General features: G+C 44.0%; 23 protein-coding genes and 3 pseudogenes. 4 read left to right on the top strand and 22 right to left on the bottom strand.

Annotation, left to right across the window (positions count from 1 at the left end):
* The first annotated feature begins 321 nt into the window (after positions 1–321).
* Positions 322–1,080: a GntR family transcriptional regulator gene (locus OGM16_08280; GenBank protein ID UYJ48219.1), complete on the top strand. Its 759-nt coding sequence runs from the start codon at positions 322–324 to the stop codon at positions 1,078–1,080.
* A gap of 167 nt (positions 1,081–1,247) precedes the next feature.
* On the opposite strand, the gene ptsP is transcribed toward OGM16_08280, so the two are convergent.
* The 8 genes from ptsP to OGM16_08240 form a co-directional block, all read right to left on the bottom strand.
* Positions 1,248–2,867, bottom strand: a complete 1,620-nt coding sequence (gene ptsP, locus OGM16_08275; GenBank protein ID UYJ48218.1) for a phosphoenolpyruvate--protein phosphotransferase — start codon at positions 2,865–2,867, stop codon at positions 1,248–1,250.
* Positions 2,868–2,902: 35 nt separating this feature from the next.
* Positions 2,903–3,160: an HPr family phosphocarrier protein gene (locus tag OGM16_08270; protein UYJ48217.1), complete on the bottom strand. Its 258-nt coding sequence runs from the start codon at positions 3,158–3,160 to the stop codon at positions 2,903–2,905.
* A gap of 249 nt (positions 3,161–3,409) precedes the next feature.
* Complete coding sequence (locus OGM16_08265; protein UYJ48216.1) at positions 3,410–4,237, bottom strand: PTS system mannose/fructose/sorbose family transporter subunit IID; 828 nt, start codon at positions 4,235–4,237, stop codon at positions 3,410–3,412.
* Positions 4,237–4,980, bottom strand: coding sequence for a PTS sugar transporter subunit IIC (locus tag OGM16_08260; protein UYJ48215.1), 744 nt, complete (start codon positions 4,978–4,980; stop codon positions 4,237–4,239). Before OGM16_08260 ends, OGM16_08265 begins: the two co-directional genes overlap by 1 nt.
* 15 nt (positions 4,981–4,995) lie before the next feature.
* A complete protein-coding gene (locus OGM16_08255) occupies positions 4,996–5,460 on the bottom strand; it encodes a PTS sugar transporter subunit IIB (GenBank protein UYJ48214.1) in 465 nt (154 codons plus the stop codon).
* Positions 5,457–5,879 carry a hypothetical protein gene (locus tag OGM16_08250; protein ID UYJ48213.1) on the bottom strand — a complete coding sequence of 141 codons (423 nt, stop codon included), beginning with the start codon at positions 5,877–5,879 and terminating at the stop codon, positions 5,457–5,459. Before OGM16_08250 ends, OGM16_08255 begins: the two co-directional genes overlap by 4 nt.
* Entirely contained in the window at positions 5,863–6,549 is a 687-nt protein-coding gene (locus tag OGM16_08245) for an HAD family phosphatase (GenBank protein UYJ48212.1), read from the bottom strand. Before OGM16_08245 ends, OGM16_08250 begins: the two co-directional genes overlap by 17 nt.
* Before the next feature lie 24 nt (positions 6,550–6,573).
* Complete coding sequence (locus OGM16_08240) at positions 6,574–7,551, bottom strand: SIS domain-containing protein (protein ID UYJ48211.1); 978 nt, start codon at positions 7,549–7,551, stop codon at positions 6,574–6,576.
* Between the two features lie 372 nt (positions 7,552–7,923).
* On the opposite strand from OGM16_08240, the gene OGM16_08235 reads away from it, so the two are divergent.
* Together OGM16_08235 and raiA are read left to right on the top strand one after the other, a co-directional pair.
* Positions 7,924–9,639, top strand: coding sequence for an IS1634 family transposase (locus tag OGM16_08235; GenBank protein ID UYJ48210.1), 1,716 nt, complete (start codon positions 7,924–7,926; stop codon positions 9,637–9,639).
* A gap of 538 nt (positions 9,640–10,177) precedes the next feature.
* Positions 10,178–10,711, top strand: coding sequence for a ribosome-associated translation inhibitor RaiA (raiA, locus tag OGM16_08230; protein UYJ48209.1), 534 nt, complete (start codon positions 10,178–10,180; stop codon positions 10,709–10,711).
* Positions 10,712–11,034: 323 nt separating this feature from the next.
* Here raiA and OGM16_08225 read toward each other — a convergent pair whose 3' ends face one another.
* Together OGM16_08225 and trxB are read right to left on the bottom strand one after the other, a co-directional pair.
* The gene (locus OGM16_08225) at positions 11,035–12,666 is read right to left on the bottom strand and encodes an NlpC/P60 family protein (GenBank protein ID UYJ48208.1); all 1,632 of its coding nucleotides are present in this window, start codon (positions 12,664–12,666) and stop codon (positions 11,035–11,037) included.
* Between the two features lie 8 nt (positions 12,667–12,674).
* Positions 12,675–13,610 (bottom strand): thioredoxin-disulfide reductase, encoded by a 936-nt coding sequence (trxB, locus tag OGM16_08220; GenBank protein UYJ48207.1) that lies wholly within the window; start codon positions 13,608–13,610, stop codon positions 12,675–12,677.
* Positions 13,611–13,853: 243 nt separating this feature from the next.
* Here trxB and fabG point away from each other — a divergent pair, with 243 nt between their 5' ends.
* Positions 13,854–14,585, top strand: a complete 732-nt coding sequence (fabG, locus tag OGM16_08215) for a 3-oxoacyl-ACP reductase FabG (protein ID UYJ48206.1) — start codon at positions 13,854–13,856, stop codon at positions 14,583–14,585.
* 195 nt (positions 14,586–14,780) lie between these two features.
* Here the strand turns inward: fabG and OGM16_08210 are convergent, their stop codons facing one another.
* The 12 genes and pseudogenes from OGM16_08210 to OGM16_08155 form a co-directional block, all read right to left on the bottom strand.
* Entirely contained in the window at positions 14,781–16,184 is a 1,404-nt protein-coding gene (locus OGM16_08210; protein UYJ48205.1) for an IS1182 family transposase, read from the bottom strand.
* Between the two features lie 101 nt (positions 16,185–16,285).
* Complete coding sequence (ltrA, locus tag OGM16_08205) at positions 16,286–17,566, bottom strand: group II intron reverse transcriptase/maturase (GenBank protein ID UYJ48204.1); 1,281 nt, start codon at positions 17,564–17,566, stop codon at positions 16,286–16,288.
* Between the two features lie 526 nt (positions 17,567–18,092).
* A pseudogene (locus OGM16_08200) lies at positions 18,093–18,272 on the bottom strand (TnpV protein).
* Positions 18,273–18,355: 83 nt separating this feature from the next.
* Positions 18,356–18,613 carry a hypothetical protein gene (locus OGM16_08195; protein UYJ48203.1) on the bottom strand — a complete coding sequence of 86 codons (258 nt, stop codon included), beginning with the start codon at positions 18,611–18,613 and terminating at the stop codon, positions 18,356–18,358.
* 297 nt (positions 18,614–18,910) lie between these two features.
* Complete coding sequence (locus OGM16_08190) at positions 18,911–20,074, bottom strand: IS91 family transposase (GenBank protein UYJ48202.1); 1,164 nt, start codon at positions 20,072–20,074, stop codon at positions 18,911–18,913.
* Between the two features lie 21 nt (positions 20,075–20,095).
* Positions 20,096–20,944: pseudogene (locus OGM16_08185) on the bottom strand (site-specific integrase).
* Between the two features lie 393 nt (positions 20,945–21,337).
* Positions 21,338–21,793, bottom strand: a complete 456-nt coding sequence (tnpA, locus tag OGM16_08180) for an IS200/IS605 family transposase (protein ID UYJ48201.1) — start codon at positions 21,791–21,793, stop codon at positions 21,338–21,340.
* A 310-nt stretch (positions 21,794–22,103) separates the two neighbouring features.
* Entirely contained in the window at positions 22,104–23,483 is a 1,380-nt protein-coding gene (locus OGM16_08175) for a hypothetical protein (protein ID UYJ48200.1), read from the bottom strand.
* A 121-nt stretch (positions 23,484–23,604) separates the two neighbouring features.
* On the bottom strand, positions 23,605–23,982 hold the full coding sequence (locus tag OGM16_08170; GenBank protein UYJ48199.1) for a TnpV protein: 378 nt from the start codon (positions 23,980–23,982) through the stop codon (positions 23,605–23,607).
* Positions 23,942–24,214, bottom strand: coding sequence for a helix-turn-helix domain-containing protein (locus tag OGM16_08165; GenBank protein UYJ48198.1), 273 nt, complete (start codon positions 24,212–24,214; stop codon positions 23,942–23,944). The genes OGM16_08170 and OGM16_08165 overlap by 41 nt, the downstream gene beginning before the upstream one ends.
* Positions 24,215–24,369: 155 nt before the next feature.
* Positions 24,370–24,528 carry a Maff2 family protein gene (locus OGM16_08160; protein ID UYJ48197.1) on the bottom strand — a complete coding sequence of 53 codons (159 nt, stop codon included), beginning with the start codon at positions 24,526–24,528 and terminating at the stop codon, positions 24,370–24,372.
* A 216-nt stretch (positions 24,529–24,744) separates the two neighbouring features.
* Positions 24,745–24,984: pseudogene (locus OGM16_08155) on the bottom strand (hypothetical protein).
* Positions 24,985–25,011 lie beyond the last annotated feature (27 nt).

Here is a 25,011-nt window from a genome sequence, read left to right as displayed (position 1 = left end):
TATGGTAAACCAGACATCTTCCCGTCTTTAGGATTTAGCACTTTATTTTTTGAGAGTTAATGAAATATATTTTATCCTCAAGTCAGCATATTTGCTGGCTTTTTTCTTTGTTTTAAAAACTTGACAAATTTTCTTTTTTATACTTGCTTTTATGGTGCTATGGTGCTATACTATAAGAGGGTGACTTTTATGGCATATTTTCTTAAAAAAACTAACAACAAAAATTGTATCTGGGGCTGGCCGTCGCGCTAGCGACTTGGTACAATATGATGATATGGCATTTAATTATATCATCGCTGATGCGAAGGGGAGATGGAAACAATGATGATCATGGATAGCAGCAAGCCGCTGTATCTGCAGGTGGAGGCAGATATTAAAAACCGTATCCTGTCGAAGCAGTACATGCCGGGAGATAAGCTTCCGACGGAGAACGAGCTAAGTGACCAGTATAATGTGAGTAAAATCACGATTCGAAAGGCGATACAGAATTTATCCGATGAGGGATATGTCAATAAGGTCCAGGGAAAGGGCACCTTCATCAATTTCAAGAAGGACAAGCTGTATCTGAATAAGACCAGCGGCTTCAAGGAAAGTCTGTCGAGCCTTGGACACGCGTCCAGACACGATATCATCCAGGCATCGTTCCTGAACGCGGATGAGGATATCGCAGAGAAGCTGATGATTCCGATGGGGACGAAGGTCGTCTACATCGAGCGTCTGGTCTGGCAGGATAACGAACCGATCGCGATCGATAAGATCTACATCGAGGATGCCCGCTTCCCGGACTTCATCACGACACTTTCGAAAGATCGCTCGTTCTACCAGGTGATGGATGAGTGCTATCATATCCGGCCGAATCATTCCGTCCTCGAAATCGACGGAAAGGCTGCGCAGAGCCACAGCGCAGATACTCTGAAGTGCAACGTCGGCGACCCGCTGTTTTCGATTCATAAAATCAGCTATGATCAGGATGGTAAGCCGATCCACTACTCGCTGACGACGGTCCGCTGTGATCGCGTCACCTATGTCGTTTCCACAAACGACTCCACGGTCATGGACGAGAAGATCAAGTCGAACTGAGCTTCGATCCACAACAGAAGGACGCTTCAGCCAGAACCAGCACAAACACAATCACAGATTTATCTCCATAAAGTTCAGAAGGGGCACCGACACATCTCGTGTGGTTGCCCCTTCGCTTCGTTTATTTATCGTTTATTTATCTTCTGTTTTTCGTGCTATGAACGGCGTTACGCCATCTCACAAATCTTACTGCGCACGCTGAGCACCATAGATGGTGCGACACTCAGCTCATCGATGCCCATCTCGACGAAACGCTCCGTCAGGGTCGTGTCAGCACCGAGCTCACCGTAGATGCCGGCCCACTTGCCCGCCTTATGCGCGCCATCGATGGTCATCTGAATCATCCGAAGAACCGCCTCATGATGTGGATTATAGAACTCGTCCAGCTTCTCATTCTGGCGATCGATCGCAAGTGTATACTGCGTGAGGTCGTTGGTGCCGATGCTGAAGAAATCGACGAGCTCTGCCAGCTCCTCACAGATCATCACTGCTGCCGGCGTCTCGATCATGATGCCCTGCTCCGGAATCGCATACGGGATTTGCTCCCGCTTGAGTTCTGCCGCCACCTCTGCGACGATCTCACGGATCCGAAGCACCTCATCTACGGAGATGATCATCGGATACATGATGGCGAGGTTTCCGTACTTCGCCGCACGAAGCAGTGCGCGGAGCTGTGTCTTAAACACATCCGGCTGTTTCAGACAGATACGGATCGCGCGATACCCCATCGCCGGGTTATCTTCCTTTCCGAGTCCGAGGTAATCGACGTTCTTATCCGCACCGATGTCGAGCGTTCGGATGATCACCTTCTTTCCGCCCATCGTCTGTAGCACCTGACGGTACGTGTTAAACTGCTCAGTCTCATCCGGCAGCGCGGTCTTTCCGAGATACAGTAACTCACTGCGGAACAGGCCGATGCCCTCCGCGTCATTTTCCTGTACATATGCGACATCTGAAACACTGCCGATGTTTGCATATACGTTTACCTTCCGGCCACTCTTCGTCACCGAAGGACGTCCCTTGTAGTTTGCAAGCAGCCGCTTCTGCTCTGCCGCCCTCGCCTGCATCTCGTGTGCAGCAGCGATGGTTGCCTCATCCGGATCCACGCAGAACACGGCATCCTTGCCATCGACGATGCCCATCGTACCGGAATGGAGACTGTCGAGCTCCACCGGCACACCGATCAGCGCCGGGATGTTCATCATACGCGCGAGGATCGCGGTATGGGAGTTCGTCGAGCCATGGACGGTGACGAACGCAAGGATCTTACGCTTATCCATCTGCACCGTTTCACTCGGTGTCAGGTCATCCGCCACGATGATGGACGGTTCCATATGCGCCCAGTCGAGCTCCTCCTCACCACTCAGATTCCGGATCAGACGATTCGAGATATCCTTCACATCCGCGGAACGTGCCTGCATGTACTCATCATCCATATTCGCGAAGATCTCGGCGAAGTTATCTCCGGTGACCGCCACCGCGTACTCAGCATTGAGCTCCTCCGTCTCGATCATCGAGTGGATCGCATCCTGGTAGTCCTCATCCTCGAGCATCATCTGATGCACCTCGAAGATCTGCGCGTTCACCTCGCCAACCTCCTGAAGCGCCTTCTCATAAAGCGCGCCGAGCTGGGCCTGCGCCTGTTTCTTCGCATCCTCGAGACGCTGGAGCTCTGCCGCTACATCCTCGACATGCTGACGCTTTACGATGCCATCACTCTTCTTCAGAACATTGATCGGACCGATCGCCGTTCCCTTATAAACGGACTTTCCGATGTATTTTTCCATTTCCTGTCCCCTCAGATTCTATATCGATCGATGAATTACAGATTTTCCTGGAAGAACTTCTCGAGTGCCTCGAACGCAGCATCCTCATCCGGACCCTCGACCTGCACGGTCACCTCATCGCCCTGCTTGACGCCCATGCTCATGATGGCGATCAGCTTGCCGGCAGCTGCGGTCTTTCCCTTCGCCGCGAGCGTCGTAGCGCTCTGGAACTTCTTCGCTTCCTTCACCAGCAGTCCGGCTGGTCTCGCATGCAGTCCGAGTTCTTCCTTGATCACATATGTAAATTCTTTCATCTTTATCTATCCTTTCTTTTCACTGCGTGAGCTCATACGTAAGTCCCCTCTGCAAATAAGCGGGATTCCTGCATACGTCACCATGTCATCTAAGTCATCATGTAAATAAGTTCTCATTATAAACAAAACTTCCCGCACGGTATAGTACTTTCCGGATCTCGAATTCACTATGCATGCAGGAAGTCTGGATATTTTTTCAGGGGTATGCCACAGTGCCCTGTGGTATTTTAAAGAAGTGTATCGCTCTGTTTAGAGAATGCCCAGTGCACCCATGACCATGCCGAAGAGGACGATGCCGATCAGCAGGACGTTGGTATTGACCTTCTTCTGAACGAGATTGTAGATGCCCAGCGTAAATACGAACGGAAGCATCTTCGGGATGATGGAATCCAGCATATCCTGGATGACCAGATTCGTACCACCGGTGGAGAAGGTAAGCGGCGTGGTGACGGACACCATGCTGGCTACCATACCGCCGACGACGGCGAGACCGACGATGGATGCGAAGTGCATTACGCGATCCATAAGTCCTTCCTGGTACAGCTTCGCGAGGTATTTATTACCTGACCTGTAGCCGAAGAAGGTTGCATTGTAGGCAAACAGCAATGACGGAATCGCGAACAGCAGTACTGCGAGAATCGGTCCCAGGATGCTGCCCTGCTGTGCGAACGAAAGGCCGATACCGAAGGTGATGATTCGGATGGTTCCCTGGAAGAAGCTGTCACCGATGCCGGCGAACGGCCCCATCAGACTGGTCTTGATCATGGAGATCGACTCGGTCTGGAACTCACCCTCTTCTGAATTTGCGTTCTGCTCCTCCATGGAAGCGGCGAGGCCCATGATAAACGGTGTCAGCTGCGGTGTGCAGTTAAAGAACTCCATATGCCGCTGATACGCTTCCTTTTTTCTCTCCTCATCATCTGCATACAGCTTGTCAAGCACCGGTGCCATGCCATACATGAAGCCCATGTGCATCTGACGCTCATAGTTCCATGAGCACATAATCGCGAGGGAATGCAGGAAGACCTTACGTAAGTCTTTATCGCTTACCTTCTTTAATGCTTTCTGATTTTCCATTATGCATTTGCCCCCTTTCCATACAGAACCTTATCCAGGATGAATGCCAGGATCGCGGCGAACATGGTCACACCGATCAGGCTGAGACCGGAATATGCGACGATCAGGAAGCCGAGAAGGAAGTACGGGAACATCTTCTTCGACAGCATTGAACTCAGCAGCATCGCAAATCCGAGGGCCGATAAGAGGTTACCAGCGACTGTGAGGCCGTTCGTGATGACCTGCGGAATCGCAGCTACCAGGTTCGTAACTAGATCCGTACCGAAGTAAACGGTCAGGAAGATCGGGATGAAGTAAACCAGCGCGTTGAAGCCGAAGGACCACCAGAGGTGGATATGAATCGCCTTCTTGAACTGTCCGTTCTCGATGGCCTTATCCGCTACATGAGAGAACTGCGCGATCACCATACGCATGATGACACTCAGGAACTCGCCAATGACGGCGACCGGAACGGCGAGGGTCAGTGCCGCTTCCGTGGAGGCACCGGAAAGAATCGCAAACGCAGTGGCGATGATACTTCCGAACTGCATGTTTGGTGGTCCGGCTGCTCCGATCGCTACAAATCCCATGGAAATAAGTTCCAGGGATGCACCTAAAATTACACCCTGTCTGACATCGCCTAATACGAGGCCTGCCAGTGTACTCAGGATCAGTGGTCTGCCGATGTTCTGACGTCCGATCAATCTGGAGTCGATGACACCGACGATACCAACTAAACCGAGTAAGATCGCTTTAATCAGCATACGACATCTCCTTTTTTAATTCTCAAATGATGCATGCTCGATCGGGGAGGATGGCACCATCTGAATATAGATCTTCTTTCCCATCGAAATCAGTTCCTGGGTGGCCTTCAGCTCTGCTTCATTTAAGTACACGGCCTTACCGTACTCCTTCGAACCGGCCTTCTTCGCCACACCGCCATAATTGATTTCGGTCACCTCTGGAAGCTCCTTCGCAAGCTGAAGTGCTTCTGCCGGTCCCTTTACGATGATCATGATATTCTTGCTGGCATTCTCATCCACCAGCTTCCGAAGCTGTGAAAACGGAATGATACTAAGCTCACAGTCCACCGGCTTCGCGATGCTGAGCGCCATCATGCTGATCGGATCATTCGGAACCTTATCATCGGCGACGATGATATAGTTGGTGCCTACCTGCTTGGTCCAGGAAAAAATCACCTGGCCATGTAAAAGACGATGATCTACACGAACTAACTTAATCATACATTTCCTCCATTTAAAAAGTTGTTGTACAGTACGATGCTCTGGGCTGCACTCTTACAGGTATCATCGAGGTCCAGCTCCTCCCATGTCGTACCGCTCTTCTTCATTGCCATGATTTCCAGTACCAGCGGGAGATTTACACCCGCGATCAGTTTTCTCGACGAGCTCATGAATGGTAAGGCGGTATTCGCCGGCGATCCTCCCGGAAGGTCCAGAAGGACGACCAGATTCCGATCCTTATATCTCTCCTCGATCGTCGCACGGATTGCTTCTGAAAAGTCATCCAGTGACTCTCCGTTTTCGAACGACAGCGTCCCGAAATCATCCTCGTCGATATCCAGGATCAGCTTCAATGCATCTGCATATCCCTTGCACAATCCTGCATGTGTAATCATCAGCACATCAAATGCATCTTTCATGTTTCGTACCATCCTTACTTAATTCTTCTATGATTGGAACAGCCTCTGATAAAGAGGCGATAATCTTTATGGCCTGTCGCTTCTGGACTTCCGTCGGCGGCATCAGATCCGGCACCATGATGACCGGGATCCTGGCATTCCAGGCTGCCTGGACGCCCACCTTCGAGTCTTCGAAAACCAGTGCATCCTCCGGTGCTGTATTCATCTTCGCAAGCACCTTCAGGTACGCTTCCGGCGAAGGCTTCCGCTCGACGACCTCATCACCACAGCAGATATAGTCAAAGTACTGTATGAGCTGTAAGCGAGTCAGGCGCTCCTCCGTCAGTGATCGACTGGTGGCGGTCGCTACCGCACACGGAAGTCCGGCCTTTTTGATGCAGTTCAGGAGTTCCACGGCACCCGGTTTTGCGGTGAGCTCACGCTCCAGACGCTCTACTCCATGCTGACGGGCGACTTTCATGAATTCCTCTGTGGAGCAGCGTCCACGGAACAACTCTTCCATGTAATCATACACCGGCTGTCCACTGCGACCAACCACATTCAGAAAGTCCTCTCTCTTCCAGTCGTCGATCCCGAAGTCTCTTGCCGTATCATACCATACATCCTGCCATACCCTCTCTGTATCGAGCAGCAGTCCATCTACATCAAAAATAACCAGTTTAAGCGACATATATTTTCCTCTTCGTACTGTATCTTAGTACTGCATCTGCCACATATAACGACGAACATCGAGTGAGTGACCACGCTCGAAGGCGATCGCCTCTACGAAGTGACGGATCACCACGCCGGTAAGGATGGCTGCAACATATGGCTTCGCCTCATCAGCTACCGTAGAAAGATCGAGATCCTTCTGATCGAGTACGAGCAGATCCTCTGTAAACTTCTTTGCGAAGTTCTCTACACGCTCATCGAGGTGTCTGGTGTGACCGATGGACTTTACAAGCATGAATGGAACATCATAATCGGTTACCTCGAACGGGCCATGGAAGTACTCACCGGAGTGGATGCATCCGGAGTTGATCCACTGCATCTCCATGAACCAGCACATCGCGGTGGAGTAAACCTCACCATAGTTGATGCCGCTGCCGATGGTGTAGATGGTCTTCTCACGCTTGTTGCGCTTCGCCCATGCCTTCGCCTGTGCATCGTACTGTGCCTTCGCCTGTGCAGAAAGATCGGTCAGCTTCTCGAGCTCCTTCAGGCATACATCCCACTTCGCATCTGGAGCGAGTACGGAAAGAAGGCTGAAAAGTAAGCCGTAAAGGATACCCTTATTCTTATCAGAATCGCTTACTTCCTTACCCCAGTCATAGTGAACAGGATACTCTGCTGCCTCCCAGAGTGGAGAACCCTCGAGGTTGGATAAGCAGATCGTAAGGGCGCCCTTGGAACGTGCAAGCTTCGTTGCCTCTACGGTCTCCGGTGTGTTTCCGGAATGTGAGCAGGAAATCACGACGGAGTTCTCATTGAGACGCTTCGGCGTATCATATACGAACTCGTTCGCGGTGTATACGTGGGAAGGGATCGAACTCTCCTTATCGAACATATACTGTCCAGCCATAAGCACTGCCTGGGATCCGCCACAAGCGACGAAATAAACCTCATTGACCTCCTTTCTGGCTTTCACTGCCTCAACTGCGGCCTTAATCTGTGATGCATGTAAGTCTCTCATAATTCCTCCTTAAAAATGATAATTGATTATATATCATTATATGATTTTATAAGTCTTATTATATACATGTAGCACAAATTTGCAAGTACTTTTTTCTTTTTTGTCGGGAGTTTTACACTTCTTTTTTTAGTGTTTTAATACAAATCCTTTATTTAAGCCATTTACGGCTTATTTTTTTGTCAAATTTTATGATTTTTATAGTGCCCGTCTTTAGGATTTAGCACTTTATTTTTTGAGAGTTAATGAAATATATTTTATCCTCAAGTCAGCATATTTGCTGGCTTTTTTCTTTGTTTTAAAAACTTGACAAATTTTCTTTTTTATACTTGCTTTTATGGTGCTATGGTGCTATACTATAAGAGGGTGACTTTTATGGCATATTTTCTTAAAAAAACTAACAACAAAAAAGGTACTTATCTTCAGATTTATTCAAGCTTTTACGATCCTGAACGCAGGCATACTGCCCACAAGGCTTATAAACCTATTGGTTATGTTCATGAGCTTCAGGCAAAGGGCATTGACGATCCTATCTCCTTCTACAAAGAAGAAGTTATCAGACTGAACCAGGAAGCAAATGCTGCAAAAGCCGCAAAAAAAGCGAAGCAGATTTCAGATGATTCGCCGGAAAAACTCATTGGCTATTTCCCGATGAAAAACATTAACGACAAGCTTTCTGTCAAAAAGTATATTGATCTCATGCAGACCGCTACTGACTTCCGCTTTAATGTTTTTGACATGATCTCTGCCCTTGTTTACGCAAGGCTTGTCCAGCCATGTTCAAAATCAAAGACTTATGACGAAGTGATTCCAAAGCTTTTTGAATCCTACGATTTTTCTTTAAACCAGCTCTATGACGGGCTGGAGTATATCGGTTGCGAATACGAAAAGATCATTGAAATCTACAATCATCAGATCCAACAGATGTATCAGTTTGATACCTCTCATACTTACTTTGACTGCACTAACTTTTACTTTGAGATCGACAGGGAAGATGATTTCCGGAAAAAAGGACCTTCCAAGGAAAACAGAAAAGAACCGATTGTTGGTCTGGGACTCCTGCTTGATGCAAATCAGATTCCCATCGGCATGAAGCTGTTTCCGGGCAATCAGAGTGAAAAGCCGGTGATCAGAAATATCATTGATGATTTGAAAAAGAGAAACTCTGTGTCCGGCAGAACCATACAGATCGCCGACAAAGGGTTGAATTGTGCTGAAAATATCTTCCATGCGCTCAAAAATGGGGATGGATATATTTTCTCTAAGTCCGTAAAGATGCTTCCGGAAACGGAAAAGACCTGGGTACTGCTCCCTAATAATTACAGGGATGTAAAAAATGCTGCCGGGGAGACTTTGTATCGCATTAAGGAATGTGTAGATGAATTTGAATATAAATTTACCGAGTCTGAAACAGGCTCTTTAAAAAAGTTCCGGATCACAGAAAAAAGGATTGTTACTTTCAATCCAAAACTTGCCAAAAAACAGATCTACGAAATTAATAAAGAAGTTGAAAAAGCAAGGCTTCTGAAAGCTTCGCAGGCTAAAAAATCCGAGTATGGTGATTCTGCAAAATATGTCATTTTTACTGCTGCAGATAAAAAGGGCAACGACACAGATGGTAAAGTAAAAGTCACCATGAATGAGGAACTCATTCAAAAATCCCTGGAGCTTGCCGGATACAACATGCTGGTCACTTCCGAGATTTCCATGAAAGATAAGGATGTCTACAATGCATACCACAATCTCTGGAGAATAGAAGAATCCTTCCGGATCATGAAGTCACAGCTGGATGCCAGACCGGTATACTTGCAAAAACAGGATACCATTGTTGGACATTTTTTAATCTGCTATCTGGCCGTATTACTGACAAGATTACTGCAGTTCAAGATATTAAAAAATGGTTATAGTTCCGAAGAGCTGTTTGAATTCGTACGTGACTTCAGAGTTGCCAAAATATCAGACAGAAAATATATAAATCTATCGCATGGTACATCATTTATCAGGGAATTGTCAGAGCTGTGCAGCTTACCACTGACATCGTATTTTTTGAACGAAGGAGACATCAAAAAAATGCTAAGCCACAGGTTTTAATCCTTGGCTTAGCACCATGTTTTATACTTCAACTCCGAAAGTCAGGCTTGACGTAAATTAATTCAACGACTTCATAAAAAGTTTACATTTCCTCACTTATTATGGTAAACCAGACATCTTGCACAAAAAGTATGTTCGGTTTTGTGCACATCCACATTGTCCACAGTTATCCACAAAGTTTTCCCCCAGAGTTATCCACATCAGATTTTGTCGGTTTTTCTGGATTTTCTAGTTATACACCGACTTATCCACATTATCCACATATTTTTACTTGTTCTTTTTTACACCTCCTTTACATTTGTCCTTTCTTTCTTTTTTGTATATATCTTATAAATCTGCTGTTTCTGACCAAAATATACGCTGTTCCTATTGACATTTTCAAATGTCCCTTATTAATAATTCAATATTCTTTTGCATCTCCCATATACTTTTTTTATAAAAAATTAAGATAAATTATTAGTCAATTTCAGAATTTTAGTTGTAATTTTACAATAAACATGATATAATGTTCATATCTCAGAAAAAGGAGTTGATGATTATGCGTTATACCATAACAGGACGAAATATTGAGGTAACTCCAGGTTTGAAAGCAGCCGTTGAAAAGAAGATCGGAAAGCTGGAACACTTTTTCACTCCTGACACCGAAGTGATCGTAGCGCTCAGCGCCCAGAAAGACCAACAGAAAATTGAGGTGACCATTCCAGTTAAAGGTAATACCATCCGTGCTGAAGAAAGCAGCACCGATATGTATGTATCCATTGATCTGGTAGAAGAGATCATCGAGCGCCAGATCCGCAGATATAAAAAGAAACTCATCGACAAGAAGCAGAGTGCACTTGCATTCTCCCAGGCTTTTATCGAGGATGAGGAAGATACTTCTTATGAAGATGATATCCAGATCGTTAAGACCAAAAAATTTGCTATGAAGCCAGTAAATCCTGAAGAAGCATGCCTTCAGATGGAGATGTTAGGACATACTTTCTTCGTATTCCTCAACTCCGAAACAGAACAGGTAAATGTAGTGTACAAGCGTAAAAATGGTACATATGGACTGATCGAGCCTGAATTCTAAACGGACATGCCTGCTGACGCAGGCATCACCATTCATGAAAGCCGATTGCTCCGCACCTTTGGTGCTCCCGCAATCGTCGCCAGCATTCGCAATCCGCGCTATCGCGCTCCTTGCTCATACCGGCTTGCCCGTCCGATACCCGTGAATTCGCTCATGCAAGCATGGCTCATTCGCGGCTGCCGTCCGGGACTTTCATAGTAAAAAGCAGGTTCTGACAACTTTTAAAATTTCATAAAACAATTAGGGGAGCCAGTTTTGGCTCCCCATTTTCATATGCTCTTTCGCACACATTTAGTTATATGATTATGTACCTTTGATCAGAATCAGTCAAAAAATGTAACTGCCTTGCAAGGTGTTCTGTAATTTGATGGTGTGTAACAGATACCTGTTGCAGGTGTACTGGAGTGGATGATCTTTCCATTTCCTACATAAATACCTACATGGTTGATATAGCTTCCGCTGGCATAGAATAACAGATCTCCCGGCTTTACTTCGCTGACTGGGATCGTCTTTCCTCTGGCCGCCTGGTCTCTGGAGCTTCGGCCTGTACTGATACCGAAATGAGAGAATACACTCATAACGAAACCGGAACAGTCAGCACCTTTGGTCAGACTGGTACCTCCATATACATATGGATTTCCTAAAAACTGCTGTGCATAAGCGATCAGGGCAGTTCTGGAGGCTGTTTCTACGGAAGAGCTTTCGGTACTCTTAGAAGAGCTTGTCTCCTTCTTTGTACCAGGACCTTCCGGTTTGGTCTCTGTTTTTGCTTCTACTATGGTTTCTGCTTTTGTTTCCGCTTTTGTCTCTATCTTAGTTTCTGCTTTTGTTTCCTGTTTTACAGTTGGGGCTGCCACTGTCACATCCTCCGCCTTTTCAGGATTGGCTGCAATGACTTTGACCGCTGCTTCTGTCTCTTTTGCAGTTTCTTTCTGGGTCTCTGCTTTTGGAGCAGCCGTTGTTTCGGTCTTTGCAGCTTCTGTTTCTTTCTTTGATGCTGTTGTTCCGGCTTTTGTCTGTGCTGCCTTGCTTTCCGCTTTCTTTGCAGCTTCTAATTCTTTTATAGCCTTATCCGCTTCTTCTTTGCGTTTGGCCTCATCTTCTTCTTTCGCCTTTTCTTCCTCTACTGAAACAGCTTTATTAAATTCCACGCTGGTCTTCATGTAGTCTTTGAATACATAGCCTTCCAGGTCTGTGTCTACAGATACTTTTAAGAAATCACCTTCCTGGCCTACAACGGAATACTGGGCTCCTTCTGATAAAAGAGTCAGGGTTTTGCTGGTCAGATCCGGACTTTCCCTTAAACGAAGGCTTGTAGTATCTACTACAGTTCCATAGGTCTTTCCTACTTCTTTTGCCTTGGTCTCTGCCTTCTGCCCTGTAACAAAATATTCGGATTTAATATAGCCGGTTACAGAACCAGACTGGATCTTATACCATTTTCCGCCTTCCCCTTCTACTGTGTCCAAAATGGTAGCTGCACAATCATTGTATATCTTTCCTGTAACGGAACTGGTGGTATTAGCCTCTGTACGGATATTAACAGATCCGCTTACTTTGGATACTGCAATATTATCATAGGAGGATGCCGCCTTTGTCTGTGAAGCAGCTGCTTTTGTTTCCTTTGGGGCTGCTGCTTTTGTCTCTGCTTTGGCTCCGGAAGATGTCTGGGCTTTCGTTTCTGCCTTTGTATTTGAAGTTGCTGATGCTGCGGCTTTTGTCTCTGCTGCCGCTTTTGTCACGCTGCTGTTATTCTTTGCTGTTGCCTCTAACTGATCGTAGGAAGATGCCAGTTTCTTTTCAGGCTGTGTATTTCCTGCATAATAATTGTTAAGTGCTACGGAAATTCCTGCAAGAGAGGAACCTGTTTCCAGATTTGTGGATGCAAAAGCCGGTATCACACCTGCAAGACTGCACATTCCACTGATGATCAGTAATTTTTTCCATGTGTTCATCGGTATTCTTATCCTCTCTTTAAGTCTGACAGATACTGCTCTGCACTGGTCACTGCATTAGCTCCATCTGCCGCTGCTGTAACGATCTGCCGTAGTTTCTTGGTTCTTGCATCTCCTGCTGCGAAAATACCAGGCACAGAAGTAATCCCTTCTTCCTCTGCTTTGATATAGCCCTGTTCCATATCCACAATCCCTTCAAAAGCCTTTGTTTCCGGCTGTATTCCTACAGCAATAAACACACCTTGAACGGAAAGTTCTTTCTTTTTCCTTGTACCATTCTCTGAAAGGATCAGACGTTCTACTGTACCGTTTCCTTCTATGGCCTGAGCCTGCATATTCCAGAGGATTTCTACATTTTCCTTTGAAAACAACTGGTTTTGAAGGCTTTTTGCTGCCCGGAGTTCTCCCCGCCTGTGTATCAGGTATACCTTGCTGCACATACGGGACAGGAAAACAGCATCTTCTACTGCCACATCACCGCCACCGATCACAGCAACGGTCCTGTTTCTGAAAAATGCACCATCACAGGTAGCGCAGTAAGAAACACCAGCTCCTGCCAGTTCTGTTTCCCCTGGGATCCCCAGTTTTTTATGAGATGCCCCTGTTGCAAGGATCAGTGCCCTGGCTTCATAGGTCGCATTCATTCCAATGACCCTTTTCACTTCTTTCGGGCCTTTATCCTCTATTTTTAAAACCGTATCTTCTTTAAAATGTGCCCCCAGCTTATCTGCATGTTCCCGCAGCTTCATTCCCAGCTCATAACCGCTGATACCGGGATATCCGGGATAATTATCCACTTCATAGGTATTTAATATCTGTCCGCCGCTTACCGTAGATTGTTCGATTACCAGAGTGTCCAGACAGGCTCTCTGGGCATATACAGCTGCTGCAAGCCCGGCCGGTCCTGAACCGATTATGATCAGATCATAGATATGTGATGTCATTTTTATTGTTTCCTGTCTATTTTTTCATTATCTCTTAATATATTGTAACCAATTCGTAATTATTATAGCATAGATTTTACTATTGTTGCACTTCAAATTCTTACAATTCTCTTTACAGATCAACCAGATATATGCCAACCTCTCCATTCTGTGCTAAAATAAAAGGAGCAAATACTGCGTCACTGATCGCGGAGCACGCGAACAGAAACAGTACTGTACACATGCAGAAAGGAACGTGAGCTTATGTCAAGAAAAACTGTACTTGTGACCGGCGCTTCCCGTGGTATCGGAAAAGCCATTGCCATTAAATTTGCCCGGAAAGGCTATAATGTAGCCATCAGCTGCATCCGCAATGAAGACCGCCTGATGCAGACAAAAAAAGAAATTGAGAATTATCAGGTACCTTGTCTTGCCTATATGGGAGATATGGGGGATATGGCTTGCTGCAAAGAATTGTTCGCAAAGATAAAGAAACTGTTTGGAGGTATAGATGTACTGGTAAATAATGCCGGTGTTTCCTACATCGGACTGCTTCAGGATATGAGCAGTGAAGACTGGGATAAAATTCTCCATATGAATTTAACTTCTGTTTTTAACTGCTGCAAATTGGCGATCCCTTATATGGTACACCAAAAACAGGGAAAGATCATCAATATCTCCTCTGTATGGGGTGTTGCAGGAGCTTCCTGTGAAGCAGCTTACTCTGCAACCAAAGGCGGCATCAACGCTCTGACCCGTGCTCTTGCCAAAGAACTGGGGCCAAGCAACATTCAGGTCAATGCTATTGCCTGCGGCGCCATTGACACAGAAATGAACCAGTGGATGGAAGAAGACGAACTGATCGCACTGGTAGATGAGATACCGGCAGGACGCCTTGGAAAAGCAGAAGAAGTAGCTGATCTGGCTTATCATCTTGGTTATAAAGAATCCTATCTTACAGGACAGATCATTGGGTTGGATGGGGGGTGGATTTAAAATCGAGTAGGAGGCTAATCATTAGTTGATTAGCCGACCTCTCACACCACCGTGCGTCAGACTGTCTAACAAAACCCTTTTGAGGTGGTAAAATCGACAGTCTGATAAACGGATTCTCATATTTTTCTTCATTCTATTGAATAGAGGGCTACTCCAAAAGCTATTTCTGATATCCTGTTTTGTTTTTCTTTGTAACTATTCAAATTTTTTAATCAATTCCTGTGTCGAGAACAAACTTAATAATCGCTTAAAATTATAAGCGATAAACATGGATGCTGCTTCAGCATCAACATTTTCCTTTTTACGCCTAAGAAAGAAACTATACCCCAAAGAGCGTTTGACCGTTCCAAATGGATGTTCTACGATGCATCGTCTCTGTCTATAAACGTTGTTGTTTTCCAATGTTGATTTATGAACATCAGCAAGGATATTTTCATATTCCCAACGTTGAAGCGTCCTTCCAGTTTTAGATGATGTACAACTATTATGGTATTTACACGTAGAACAGGATGTACACTTATATTTTTTATATCTCAATCCATTCTTTGACGTGTTTTCAAAAAATAATAATCGTTCACCTGCTGGGCAAGTGTATGTATCATTTTCCGAGTTATAGGTGAATTTTTCTTTACGAAATTCATTGTTCTTTGTACTATTATTGGCTTTTGATTTTTTGATATATACAGTCATACCATCATCAATACAGTTTTTAATTTCAGTCGCATTATAATAGCCGGTATCAGCGATGACAGTACATTCCTCGATATCTAAAAGCTTTTTTGCGTTCTTAGCCATGACATGAAGCTGATTTTGGTCATTGATATCATTTGTTGTAGATATATCTACGACAAAATGATTTTGTGAATCAACTACAGACTGTACATTGTAACAAATATCCAAAGACCCGTTATTTTTCATTCGCCTGGAATCAGGATCGGTAAGACTTTTTTGTTCTAACCCTTTTTCTGAAAGTTCCTTCTTTTGGCACAAGTATTCTTCTTTTAGCTTCTGATAGGTTTCCAACTTATCTTTATATTCAGAATCAACAGGAGTTTCTTTTTCGATAGCCATAAGATACGAATTTATTCTCTCATCAGCATAAGCAATTTTTTTATCCAAACCGCTTTGGGTGATACAATTGTGCTTGCTGTTTTGCGCACGAATTTTAGTGCCGTCAATTGCCATTAGCTTTCCATCGATCAATCCCCATCCTTTAAGGATAAGTGTCAATTGCTGCAATGTGTTATGAAACGCTTTTCTATTCTCTTTTACAAAGCCAGCGATAGTTCCATGATCTGGTGTTATTGCGTTGATCAACCACATGAGTTCAAGGTTTCGTTTACACTCTATTTCCAGAGCTCTGCTCGATCTGATTTTATTTAAATATCCGTAAATGTGCAGTTTCAACAAATCGGAACGACGATATGGAGATTGTCCTCTATTAGTCCCATTGTATTCTGTAAAACCCAGTTCGAGTAAATTTAATGAATTAACATAGGCATCAATTGCGCGAACCGAATTATCTTTATCAATTAGATCATCTAACGATGCAGTAATCATTCTGGATTGATTTCTGTCTGTTCCAACAATATATGCCATAATTAAGTCCCCAATCTCTATATCTTGTAACTTAATTATATCATGAATACCAATCGTTAGACAGTCTGGCGTACCGTTCGGTACACGGCGGTTCAATCAACTTAACATTTAACAAACCTCTCGGTATAGTAGTCATACATTGAGACCAAGCCAAATGAGGCTAGTCTCTTATTGGTAATTACATAGTTTAGCGCACCTTCACTTAAACGAGCTACCCGTGCACCACTGTATGCTATTGCATAAGCCTTCTTACTATACATTCCTAACTTTATTAGGTTTTTCGCACGATTTTGTGGGGTTTTCCAATGCACCCAGATACACATACGCAATCTTCTACGAATTAGCGCATCCATATCTTTGCATAACCACTTCATATAACCGATTCCGAAATAATTGATCCATCCACGGGTTAGCTGGTTAAGCTTTTCAATCTTATAGCGATTGCTGACACTCCAGTTTCTTCTCGTGAGCCATTTCATTTTCGTTTTGAGCTTAGCTATTGATTTTGCATGTGGTCTTGCCTTGTATTGTTGTGCTTGCGTGTCGAAAAAGAATCCAAAACCAAGATATTTAAGTCCATCTGGTCTGTCTACTTTGCTTTTAGTCATGTTAACCTTAAGTCCTAGTTTCTCTTCAATAAATCGTGAGATATTCCTCATAACTCGATTGGCAGACATTTCACTTCTGACCATAATGATACAGTCGTCTGCGTAACGTACAAAGTTTAGCCCTCTGGTCTCCATTTCCATATCTAATTCATTCAGCATAATGTTCGCCAGAAGAGGCGAAAGGTTTCCACCTTGTGGTGTTCCCACTATAGAATCCTCATACTCATCGTCAATCATGATTCCACTGACAAGATATTTTCTAACGATAGAGATGACGTCTCCATCTTTGATAGTTCTACCGATAATGGTCATAAGTTTGTCATGATTCACTGTGTCAAAGAACTTTTCCAAGTCAATGTCTACAATCCAATCATTACCATCATTCATCATGTCTAACGCTGTTAGGATTGCTTGCTGTGCACATCTATTTGGTCTAAATCCATAACTGTGGGCATGGAATTGTTCCTCGTAGATTGGTGTAAGTACCTGTGCAATGGCCTGTTGTACAAATCTGTCTGTTACTGTTGGTACTCCTAGGTTTCTGACACCGCCATCAGGCTTTGGTATCTCCACTCTTCGTACTGGCTGAGGCTTATACTTTCTTGTCCTCAACTGTTCCTTGATGATTTCGCCGTTCTTTACAAGGTGTTCTTTAAGTTCTGTGTATTTCATTCCGTCCACACCCTCTGCACCTTTATTTCGTACGACTTGCAGATATGCTCTGTTGAGGTTATCGCTAGAAAGTATCTGCTCCATTAGACTACTTGTGTTCATGCGTTCTTTCCTTTCCGTCTCGCTTGATTTGACCACCTTTTACCCGATTGGTTACGGCAGATGTTGCCATTTCTGCAATACGAGCTATACTCAAACTTATTGATTGTTCGCCCCTTTGCTCCATTTCCATTACAGAAACTTCTTCACTACTATGGGCTCTGCTGACTTCTCACAGTTCGTTGTTACTAGGCAAATGAAACCTCTGTGAGACCTCCACGCTTAAGGTGCACGCTCTTTCTCCTCATAAACCCGCCGCATTTACTCTGCTTCTACAAATGTGGTAGTTATTAGACTTTGCTGTCTTTCGCCAGCTTATCTCTCGAAGCCTAGCCTCATATGCGATTTCTGTCCGTCGGACCAAGGATTTGCCTACAGCTTCCTTCAGATTCCACCTCACGATGGACACCCTTGCTGTTCAGCTATACATTTCCCACTACCTGGGCATGTTCAGGACTTTCACCTGCGAGAGCGCGCCCATGGCGCGCAAACGAAAAGTCCGAACAGTTTTCTGCCCGGACTTCCTCGCTCAATTATAAATCAACTCTGCTTTCACAACTTCCTCTGCCTGCGCCTTGCAAGCGTTCATCTGCCGCACCCATTTCATTTGGTTTTCAGCTTTCAGTTGCTCTGTCACGCCGTACTGCTTTGCCAGCTCTGGCACGATCAGCTCCATGCGGCTTCGTGCCGCTTCGTCAATCTCGGCGCAACCTAAAAGTTTCCATTCTCTACAAATTGGACAAGTCATCGGGATGGCTACTTTCGCATAATTTTAAATCACCATCTTTTAGACTAAAATGCGAAAGGAAACTCAAATTTCTCCCCTACAGAGAATGGAACTGCTCCTATTGTTTCCGTGACTTCAAAAGTTGCTCCATTCCATCCGTTGATTTGGATAGTTCCCTTAATGCTGCCGTCATCCGATGTGAAATCAAGGTTTCCATTTCCATTATCAATAAAACTTCCTTCTATTTCACCCAGCCTATAGACAGAAATGATCGCCTCATCTTCTCCCTCCCAGCTTTGTTGAGTGATTAGTGAACTGTACACGGCATCGGTTCCCTGGTTATCGACAAACAAATCGTTAAGGAAAGAATCGAAGGTGGTGCAAACGAAAAAGCAGTATTGAGACTTTTCATTAACTGCCCTTTCGTTTGCATCAATTTCGATTCTTTCTGGTTGAACAAAGCGCGTCAACTCTATATGGACTTTTAATTATGACACTCTATTTATAATAGGATAGCGTGTACACATAGAAACACATAGAATTTATAATTCAGTCCTGTATTATGACACCAGAAATAAGCCTCCCTAAGGAAGCTAAAAAAAATATACAGTTATGATACGTTAACAGAGCATATGTGGTTTTGGTTTTATAAAATGTTGTTCTGTAGGCAGAGGAATAATCTTACCACCACAGGAAGAGCACTTGCATATATCTTTATCATAAAGAAGACGGATAATGGCAGGTGCATCCATATCTTTTAGCTTGGAAATATATTTTTTGCAACCAAGGATGTTTCTGCATAGGGTAATCTTTTTCTTCTTATTTCTGGATGAAAGAAGACCATAGTGCCTGATACGTACAAAACGTTTTGGAGGAACATGCATTAAAAATCGACGGATAAATTCCTCGCCGGATATGGTGATCTCTTTCCAATGCCCTTGGTTTTTGTAATCTTTAGCGGAAAAAGTAACTGTAGATTCTGTCATGTCTTTGATACGGTAGTTGCTGATAGCAATCCGGTGGGTGTATTTTCCAAGGTATCTGATGACAGATTCGGCACCGTCAAATGGTTTCTTGCAATAAGGAATCCATTCCTTTGTATAGCAGGTATTTAACAATTCCTTGAAAGTATAGTAGTTTTTGTAAGGTGCAGCCGATCCATGAAATTCAAGCCTGTCATTTTCCCAGAGCTGCTTAAGTTCAGCCATGTATTTTTCACGAAATTTTTTGAAGATCACCTTAATCGGAAGAAAAAACTCTTTCCCGTTGTATTTCCAATGATTTTTCACATCCAGCCCTCCACCAAGAACAATCGCATGGATATGAGGATGAAAATTCATGGTGCTTCCCCATGTATGGAGGATACAGATATAGCCGATATCAGTCCCAAGATATTTACAATCAGCAGCAAGTTCACTAAGAGTATCTGAAGCCGCATGATAAAGCGCAGTGTATAAGAATTTCTGGTTGCTGTAGATAATGGGATTAAGTTCTTCTGGAACTGTAAAAACTACATGGAAATAAGGAGCATCTAAGATATCCTCACGCCGTACATCTACCCACTTTTCTTTTGGAAACTCCTGACACATAGGACAGCATCTGTCACGGCAGGAGTTATAGTGGACTGATATGCAACCGCAGTCCTCGCATACGCTTACATTCACACCAAAGGCGCCGGTTTTGCAATTCATGATGTGGTAAGCGGCTTTTCTCTGAGCGGGAGAAATATCATGTGTGGATTCAAATGATGAATAAAAATGATGAATAAAAATGATGAAAAACATCCTGAATCGTACAATCCTTACTCATGATTCACCACCTTCCGGGTTGTCGAACGGGCTGCGGATCCCAAGAAGTGTCTTGTTGCTCACATGAAGGTAAACATCTGTAGAGCGAGGATCAACATGTCCCAGAAGTGACTGGATATATTTTATATCTGTGCCACTTTCGAATAAGTGGCTGGCAAAACTATGACGACATGCATGAGAGGAAACATGACGGGTAATGCCGGCGAGTTTAGCACTTTTCTTAAAGAACTGGTTAACACCGGTTATATCAAGATATCCACCGGTCCAGGAACTTGGAAAAAGGATATCTTTAGGGCGACCACATTTGTACCAATACTCAGTGAGAAGGTCTAAATTTTTTTGAGACAGAATCGTATACCTGTCAATTCTGCCTTTGGTTTCACGAACATGAATTGTCATGTTGGCACGGGAAATGTCATCATAATGGAGATGAACGACCTCCGATACACGTAATCCGGAAGAATACATAGTTGCAATAATCGCTTTATGTTTCAGATTCGGAGTGGCGTCAATGATTGCATTTATTTCATCGCAGGACAGAACAGCAGGCAAGATTGCGCTCTCTTTTCATAGCTGGAACAGTGTCATCATCCCAGACAGTCTTCAGCACCTTTTTATATAAGAACTTGATTGCAGACCGATAGTGATTGTGAGTTTCAGGAGACCTTCCTTCCAGACGTTTGGCAGTAAGAAAACTTTCCGCATCTTCAAGTGTAAGATCAGAAACATTTTTCCAATCCAACGAAGGAAGTAACTGACATCAGAGCAATACAGTTGAATAGTTCTTTCACGCAGGTTACGTTTTTCCGCTTCATTGCGGATGGATTCAAAAATATCTTTATACATAATAAAACCTCCAGAATAAGTAGTGTTAATAATTACATCTACCTAATTCGGAGGTGCATTAGCGTCATAATTCCGATTGCGGAAGAGACTGGAAAATGTTATTCTTATCATAGGCAGTGGAGCTTTCTTAGTTCAGTTGTTTCGTGTGGTAACTTAACAATAACGGATTATGAAAAGTAATTCCACTGCTTTTTAATAAAAATCATAACCACCCGTCCAACGGGTGGTTTGCACTAGGGCTATAAGCCCTTGTTACTAGGCCAGCGTCTCAAGGCGCTGGCTTTCTCTTTAGACTGTGGGAATTCTGTTTACACAGCCTTCCCACAGCTCCGTTCAAGCCATATTGCTCTTGACTCGTCGCTACCCCTTAAAGGGTATTGTTACTACTTGGCATTAACCCTTAAAAGGGTCTTCATATTCCTTTACACTTAGCTTATCCATTGCTATATCATGCTTTTCCTGCTCTTGGATATATTTTTTTATTGTAGCCTCATTTAATCCTACTGTGCTAACATAATATCCTTCTGCCCAGAAATGACGATTTCCAAATTTATACTTTAAATTTGCGTGTTTATCGAATATCATAAGCGCACTTTTCCCTTTTAAATATCCCATGAATGATGATACACTTATCTTTGGCGGAATACTTACTAACATATGGATATGATCTGGCATTAGATGACCCTCAATAATTTCAACACCTTTATAACTACACAATTGTTTTATAATATCTCTTATATCCGCTTTGTATTGATTGTAAATTATTTTTCGTCTATACTTAGGTGTGAAGACGATATGATATTTGCACATCCATTTCATATGCGCAAGTGAATTTTCTTTCTTCGCCATAAATTACCTTTCCTTTCTGCAATACAGCCTGAACAACTCTATTGTAAACGGAAAGGTGATTTTTTGTATAACAATCGACGCGCACCCGCATAGCGGGTGGTTTATTGTTTCGCCCATCTCCATTTTTCGGAACAACGAAAAACTCCAATGGGCTCAACAGACTAAAGTCCATAATAAAACTGCGCCACAGCCTTGGCAGGCCATCGCGCAGCGATTTTGCTCAGCTGGAATTTGTATGTTATTCAATCCAAAGCTTCATATAATCGCCCTCTTGATAGTTATATACTCGTTTGCCTGCTTCTTTTTTCAATTACTTCAGTATCTGATAGCTCATCATAAAAAGAATAACCATCAGACCTAAAAATATCTTGACCAGTTTCTGATACATCGATGTTGCCGGACTTATGAGTGGGTTCCAGGTTTCCTCTGTGCCAGGCATATTGTTTTTATTGCTCCAATTTTCTCCAGTTATCTTCTGGGCATAGAGACGGTTGGATGCATAAGAGAGCATTTCCTTGGCGGCTTCTGCCTCGTGTTCTGACAATTCAAGGGTTCTGCCATCTGCGAAAGAGAGCATTTTCCATTTGCCTGCTTTCTTTCTCGGGGAGGCCCATCCGCTGATGTCTGTGAGAAGCGGAAGATAGTAAACACCGGCGGCGTCCTGTTCGTCAATGATAAAATGATGAGTGACCGTGAACGATCTGTTGCTGGAAACCGGCTGCATGAGAAAATATTCCGTACAGAAAAGCTCTCTGATCTGCTTGCGCTGTCCCCATGCATCGAAGCAGGAAAGTGTCCGCATGACCGGACCAATGGCGATAAGAACGACAAACACTGCGCCTGTCAGCAGCAAAAAGACTGCGTATATCATAATCGACGAGTAATCACTGAAAGGCGATGCCGCTTCCCGAAGCATCACTCCACAAAGCGGAATCACCAACACAGCTTCCAGCAGGGAAATCCCACGAAAAATGGCATTCTGGCAAAACAGATAATAAAAGCTGACAAAGGTATCAGCATTCTGCCCACTATGGTAGCGAAGCGGAATTCGCATAAGCAAAAGTTCAGACAAAAGGCCGACAAGCAGCACCACTTCCTTGCATACAAGGATATAAATTCCATACATCCATATATAGAGCCAGGTTCTGCGGGAGCCATAAAGGGCCAGTAAATCTCCAGCCTCCGCATTTTCCAGAACACTATTCAGGATATTTTCCCCGAAAAACAGGTGATAACCGATGCCCAATATCAGTATGATCCATGCAATATAATCAGGAATGCAGGACAGCACCCAGCGTTTGCGGCTGCCGTGTTCATGCCTCCTTTGTCGTAAGAGCCCGATTCCCCATAGAATCGGATAAAGAAATACAATAAGAAGCAGCGCAAAATTCGTTTGTGGCTGTATTGCCGTTATAAGCAGGCTCAGGCGTTTGGCCTGTGAAGCTATGCTCTGCAGATTCGGTACATGCGCAAAAATTGATAGCATCGACACGAAAATTACTGCAAAGACTCCTGGTATCGCCATCAGACTGAATGTTTCCGCTTTTGACTTGCGCTTCACCAGATTATATAGGTCGCTAAGATACAGACCTGCATTCAGATAAAGAAGTATCATTGTAAGCCAAAAGTCTGGTAAATAATCGGCATCCACCGTATATAATTGAAAGAAATCCAAGAACGCCTCTATCATTTTTTACTCTTCTCCCTATTGAGATTTATCCTGTTTATTCTTACGGAAACACCCTTGTTCATAGTCATTAAAAATGTCTCCTTTACAAATTCTAATTTGTCATAATCATTCTACCATACCGTTATGCATAAATCATCTCATGCAAAACAATTTCTTCTGCCCTATTGTAAATGTTATTGCAACGGTGTACCCATTCCATTTGTTGGGTTCGCTTCAATTCCTCTGTCACACCCTCGGCGGCTTTCATCTGCTCCATGATGATATCTAACCAATTCTGTGCCTGTTCATTCAGGTCTGCAAGGTATGTCCATAACTCCCCGGTCAGGGTCAATGTGTTCAATCTGGCTGGGTGGACTTCTCTTAAATATTCCCGGTGCATCCGTCCGTACTTTCCAATGAGGCGGTGTTCTTCCGGCAGCTTCAAATCCGGGATGTAGTAATCTCCGACAAGGATATAATCAATTCCATTTTCTGTTATTCTTTGTTTCAATTCGCTCATGTTCCTTACCTCCTGTGGAAGTAGGCTCGTCTGGTACTAACTCAATTACATCGGTAATCTCACAATTCAGCGTTTCGCAGATACGGGCTAATGTGTCCATGCTGATGTGCTTTCCCTCTTTGCTCATGTTGGCAATCATATTCGTTGTCATACCGGCGGCAAGCCTTAAATCTTCTTTTCTCATATCACGCTCTAACAGTGTATGCCAGAGTGGTTTATAGTTGATGTGCATATTGTTTTCCTGCCTTTCTATCCACACCACCGGGGCGGCTGCCCCGGCAGGAACTTTTCTCTTATTATAGCACCAATCTTGCGTAATCACAATTTATTCTTGTAGCCTGCCGCTGATACCGTCTGGATTGTGCTTTTCCTTTCTTTTTGTTCCCTTTAATTAGCCATGAACTGCTTCATGCCCTGAGATTTTGCGCCAGGGTTGTCGTTGCCGTAACCTTCCAACAGGTTGATGACACCCCAGATACTAAGACCAGCGCCCAGAGCGATAACGAGAGTCTGAAGAACGGTAATTGCCTGTTCAAAAAATGCCATAAATAATATTAGCCGGAATCATTTGAATGATTAGTTAGATTTGTTTCATAAGCGCACAAAAGCCGGAACAATCTGCCCTCGATATATGAGAGCCTGATTCCAGCTGTCCTCCTTTTTCATTATTTTGTTGATGATTGCCCGCTTTGTACGCCAATGACCTCAACAGAGGCAGTTGCGGCAAATAGATACGATCACTCCTTTCTCAGCGGAACCGTATTACACGCCCTCCGTGTCTACTTCATATACATCGCAGATCTCATCAGGCTTGAGTTTTAGTCTGGCAGACAAAAATGCTTCAATATCAAAGGTATTTCGCTTGTCTGCATCAGCTGTGTATTTGAAATTAGGGTGTCTGGTAATGTCATACTTGTCTGAAAGAAACGGACGCACACCGCGCAACTGCAAGATGCACTTGCCGCCATCCATAACTGCCAGCTCGTCCTGGCTCATCAGCTTCTATTCTGTTTTCTGTAAACTGTTATT

The organism is Lachnospiraceae bacterium, assembly GCA_025758065.1.
Taxonomy (GTDB): Bacteria; Bacillota; Clostridia; order Lachnospirales; family Lachnospiraceae; genus Enterocloster.
This window is presented reverse-complemented; position numbering and strand designations above follow the sequence as displayed.